General features: G+C 59.2%; 3 protein-coding genes. 1 reads left to right on the plus strand and 2 read right to left on the minus strand.

Going from position 1 to position 4,357, the window contains the following annotated elements; all coding sequences use genetic code 11:
• The first annotated feature begins 488 nt into the window (after positions 1 to 488).
• Complete coding sequence (locus IRZ31_RS20370) at positions 489 to 1,115, plus strand: hypothetical protein (RefSeq protein WP_297157302.1); 627 nt, start codon at positions 489 to 491, stop codon at positions 1,113 to 1,115.
• A 258-nt stretch (positions 1,116 to 1,373) separates the two neighbouring features.
• On the opposite strand, the gene IRZ31_RS20375 is transcribed toward IRZ31_RS20370, so the two are convergent.
• Both IRZ31_RS20375 and gatB read right to left on the minus strand, forming a co-directional pair.
• The gene (locus tag IRZ31_RS20375; RefSeq protein ID WP_363325708.1) at positions 1,374 to 2,597 is read right to left on the minus strand and encodes a Glu/Leu/Phe/Val dehydrogenase; all 1,224 of its coding nucleotides are present in this window, start codon (positions 2,595 to 2,597) and stop codon (positions 1,374 to 1,376) included.
• Between the two features lie 190 nt (positions 2,598 to 2,787).
• Positions 2,788 to 4,281 (minus strand): Asp-tRNA(Asn)/Glu-tRNA(Gln) amidotransferase subunit GatB, encoded by a 1,494-nt coding sequence (gene gatB / locus IRZ31_RS20380; protein WP_297157308.1) that lies wholly within the window; start codon positions 4,279 to 4,281, stop codon positions 2,788 to 2,790.
• Positions 4,282 to 4,357 lie beyond the last annotated feature (76 nt).

Raw genomic sequence — 4,357 nt, forward strand, 5'->3', positions numbered from 1 at the left:
AGATCAACGCTCCCCCGCAAGGGGAGGTCCGTTTACGCGCTGAAATGATGGCAGGCGTGACCCGATGGACCGCTTGACGTTGCCTTTTCCTGCCGGTATACTGATCACATTGGGGTGGAGGCGGCTCTCCTGCATCCCTTCAGCTTTTCGTCTCCCATCAACCCTGTCCGTGCGTGGGAATGTCCCCCTTCAGCTCGTGAGTAAGCAAGTCGAGCTGAGTCAGACCAGCTAAGCAGTCATGAGATCGGCAAGCATCAGGGCTGAAGCAGCCCCGCAGAACAGCACGCCAACAGGATCAGGGAAAGGGAGGCGATCAGCACGCCCGGTCCGGGGAGAGAGGCACCGGCCATAGTGCCCAGGCGGCTTGCCGTCTGTCTGAATGAACGGACATTACGGCGCTTTTGTCGTCATCTTCTGATACTGTTTGAGGGAAAGGAGGCGGCGCTTTTCCCCAGATTCCTGGCGGGGGTTGCTGCGCCGCAGGTCCAATGACGAGGAAAGAGAGCGAAAAGGACACCGAACGTCCGCACTACTATTCTCAGTTCTGGCTCGATGTCGCCGCCGGACGCCGGGTGATCGGCAGCTCCAAGACCACCGAGGAGAGCGAGACGGGTGAGCGGGGCGAACGCGACTCCCAGGAGTCAGGGGCAGCACGAAAGTCGGCTCGCGGCAGCCACACGTCCAGTAGCGAAAGCCGCGAGCGTGAGGAGCCTCGCGTTTCTCAGGCGGAAACGTTGACAGCCAAGGCCCTCCAGCCCGAGGTCGCGGCGCCCGCAGCTCCTCCTGCGACGGCTTCCTCCGAGGAAATTACCGCCCCCGAGGAGGAGATCCCGATCGCTGAGGAGGAAGAGGAGAGCGTGGAGACCGACCTTGAGGATGAGGAGCTGCTAGAGGAAGAGTCTCTGGAAGCCATTCCAGAGGAGGAGGAATACGAGGAAGAGGAGGAGCTAGAGCCGGACTTCGAGGAAGAGGAGGAGGAGTTTTTCGAGGACGAGGAAGAGGAGGAGGATGAGGACCTCTGGCCCGGCGGCAAAGGGAAGAAGAAGCAGCCAAAACCCGGTCGTCAGTCTAAGCCCGTGAAGCGCTCAAAACGCGAGACGCGTCGCGGTTACTAGGCAGACTACGATGATGTGCTGCGCTGGATGCCAGTCGGACTGGAGCAGCAGCTGACAGGAAAAACTGTTGATCAGCCTCTGTGTCTTGGGTGAACTTGTCCACTGCTGTCTCAGTCCGATCCCAGCCAGGAAAAGCCAGGAGCCAATTTTTCTGCTCCTGGCCTTTTTGTTGATCAATAGTCGCTGCGACTATCCCGGGCCGCCAGCGCTCGCCGAGCAGCCGCTGCTCAACCCTCGGTTTCCTTCAGGTCAGTCATCTCAGGGATAGATGCCGCGAATCTGAGTGGCCTCAGCCACTCGTGAGATGGCCAGCATATTGGCCGCCAGACGCAGGTCACAATGGAATTGCTCCGCTTTTTCAGCCACCGCCGTAAAGGCCCGATTCATAATGATCTCTAGCTTCTGAGTGATTTCTTCGACTCCCCAGAAAAAGCTCTGGAGATCCTGGACCCACTCGAAGTAGCTGACTGTGACGCCGCCGGCATTGGCCAGAATATCCGGGATGACAATGACGCCCCTGCGCCCGAGAATCCTGTCCGCCTGGGGCGTTGTCGGCCCGTTGGCGGCCTCAGCAATGATCTGGGCCTGGATACGACCGGCATTCGCCTCGGTGATGACCCCTTCGGTGGCCGCCGGGATCAGGATATCACAAGGAACTTCCAAGACCTCCTGGGGACTGATCTGCTGAGCCGACGGGAAACCAACAACGCTGCCCCTCTCCTGCTTATGCCGGAGCACGGCGGCAGGGTCCAGTCCGGCCTCATTGTAGATGCCCCCCCGGGTATCGCTGACCGCTACGATCTTGCAGCCCTCGTGATGGAACAGACGAGCAGCAATGGAGCCGGCGTTGCCAAATCCCTGAATGCTGACGCGCGCCCCTCGCAGCGGCATGCCAATCCGGCGCGCCGCCTGACGTGTGACGAAGAGCACCCCCATTGCTGTGGCGTCATTGCGCCCCTCACTCCCCCCAATGGAGAGTGGCTTGCCAGTGACAACGGCGGGAATGGAAAAGCCCTCGTGCATTGAGTAGGTGTCCATAATCCAGGCCATGACCTGGGGGTTGGTGTTGACATCGGGCGCGGGGATATCGCTGTGAGGGCCGATGATGATCGAGATTTCAGTCGCATAGCGGCGCGTCAGCCGCTCCAGCTCACCTGGACTCATGGCCTTGGGATCGCAGATGACCCCCCCCTTGGCTCCACCATAGGGAATGCCCACCACTGCGCACTTCCAGGTCATCCACATGGCCAGTGCCTTGACCTCGTCCAGGGTCACATCAGGACTGTAGCGAATGCCACCTTTGGCAGGCCCGCGATTCACGTTGTGCTGTACGCGATAGCCGGTAAAGGTCTTGATCCGGCCATCATCCAGGCGTACAGGGAAGTTGACTGTCAGCTCGCGCTTGGGCTTGCGCAGAATCTCTCGCATATCCTCCGAGAGATTGAGCCGATCGGCAGCCTCCTCAAACTGCTGAACAGCCATTTCATAGGGATTAATACGGGTCTCGCGAGAGGACTTCACGTCGTTGTGCAGGTCCACGTTCTTGCTCCTTTTTCCGTATTTTGCAGCTGAGAGCAGCTGATGCAGCCAGGGATCAAGAATCGCCCAGCCAGCTTGCCTGCCTGCTCTGACCCAGCAGGCAGGTCCGGCTGCCAGAGCCGGTCAAGCCCGCTCAGGCTGTGGGCGTCTCATCAAGCTTGGCGCGCAAGAGTTGCTGGACAAGATCGGCTTTGGCCTGACCACGAGTGCGCTTCATGATCTGGCCGACCAGATACTGGGCGGCATTGGTCTTACCTGAGCGATAATCGGCCACGATCTTAGGGTTCGCCTCAATGACTTCAACGATGATACGCTCCAAGGCTTGCGGATCAGTAATCGGTGGCTGGATGCCTTTGCGCACCACAATGGTCTCTGGCAGCTCACCGCTGACGAAGGCTTCATCGAGAACCTCCTTCGCCTGCTTGCCAGTGATGCGCTGACGATCGAGCAGATCGAGCAGATTCACCAGCGCCTCCGGCTTCAGCGGGCAAGCTGCAGGGGCGATATCATGCGCATGGAGCAAGCGGACAACCTCGCTCAGGAGCCAGTTGCTGGCTGCACGGGCTCTGGTCTGGCGATCCTGGACCTGGGAAGAAAGAGCCATTACCTGATCGAAGTAGTCGCCCAGGGCCTTCTCTTCTGTGAGGATATCAGCATCCTGAGCCGAGAGGCCGTAGTCGCGCTGATATCGCAGCCGGCGCGCATCAGGCAGCTCTGGCAGGCGTGCGCGCAGTTCTTCCACCCAGTCACGACTGATCACCAGCGGCGGCAGATCTGGCTCAGGGAAGTAGCGATAGTCATGAGCATACTCTTTGCTACGCTGCGGCACCGTCACGCCCCGACTCTCGTCCCAGCCACGCGTTTCCTGCTGAATAGTCCCGCCGGCTCGCAACACCTCAATCTGGCGATGAGCCTCATATTCGAGGGCCTGCTGCAGGGCCTTGAAACTATTCATGTTCTTGATCTCGGTCTTGACCCCTAGCGTCTGCTGTCCGCGGGGTCGGACCGAGATATTGGCATCGCAGCGCAGGCTGCCCTCCTCCATACGCCCCGAAGAGACTCCCAGGTAGACCAGAATCTCGCGCAGCTTCTGCATATAGAGCCGCGCCTCCTCGGGACTGCGCATGTCCGGCTCGCTAACGATTTCGATAAGGGGTGTACCGGCGCGGTTGACATCGACCAGGCTGTAACCATCTCGATGCAGCAGCTTGGCGGTATCTTCCTCCAGATGAACGCGCGTAATACCAATGCGCCGCACCTGCCCATCATGCTCAATCAGCAGATAGCCATTGCGACTGAGCGGGAGATCATACTGGGAAATCTGGTACCCCTTCATCAAGTCAGGATAGGGATAGTTCTTGCGGTCGAATTTGGAGTATTCAGGAATGCTGCAGTTGAGGGCCAGCGCCGTCATAATGGTGTAGGCCACAGCCTGCCGATTGATGACCGGCAACACGCCTGGCATCCCCATACAGACAGGGCAGACATGGGTGTTGGGGGCAGCATTGGCGTAGTCTGTGCTGCAGGAGCAGAACATCTTGCTCCGCGTGGTGAGCTGAGCATGCACTTCGAGACCGATGACAATCTCGAATTCGGCGGCAACTTCGGTATGAGCAGGTACAGCCATCTTTCCCAACCTTCCTGAAAGCTTCTTCAGCGTCACTGTCACCCGTTAGTCTAGCCCTTTCCCCTGGATTCGTCAA

It is taken from the genome of Thermogemmatispora sp. (assembly GCF_019683635.1).
Taxonomy (GTDB): Bacteria; Chloroflexota; Ktedonobacteria; order Ktedonobacterales; family Ktedonobacteraceae; genus Thermogemmatispora.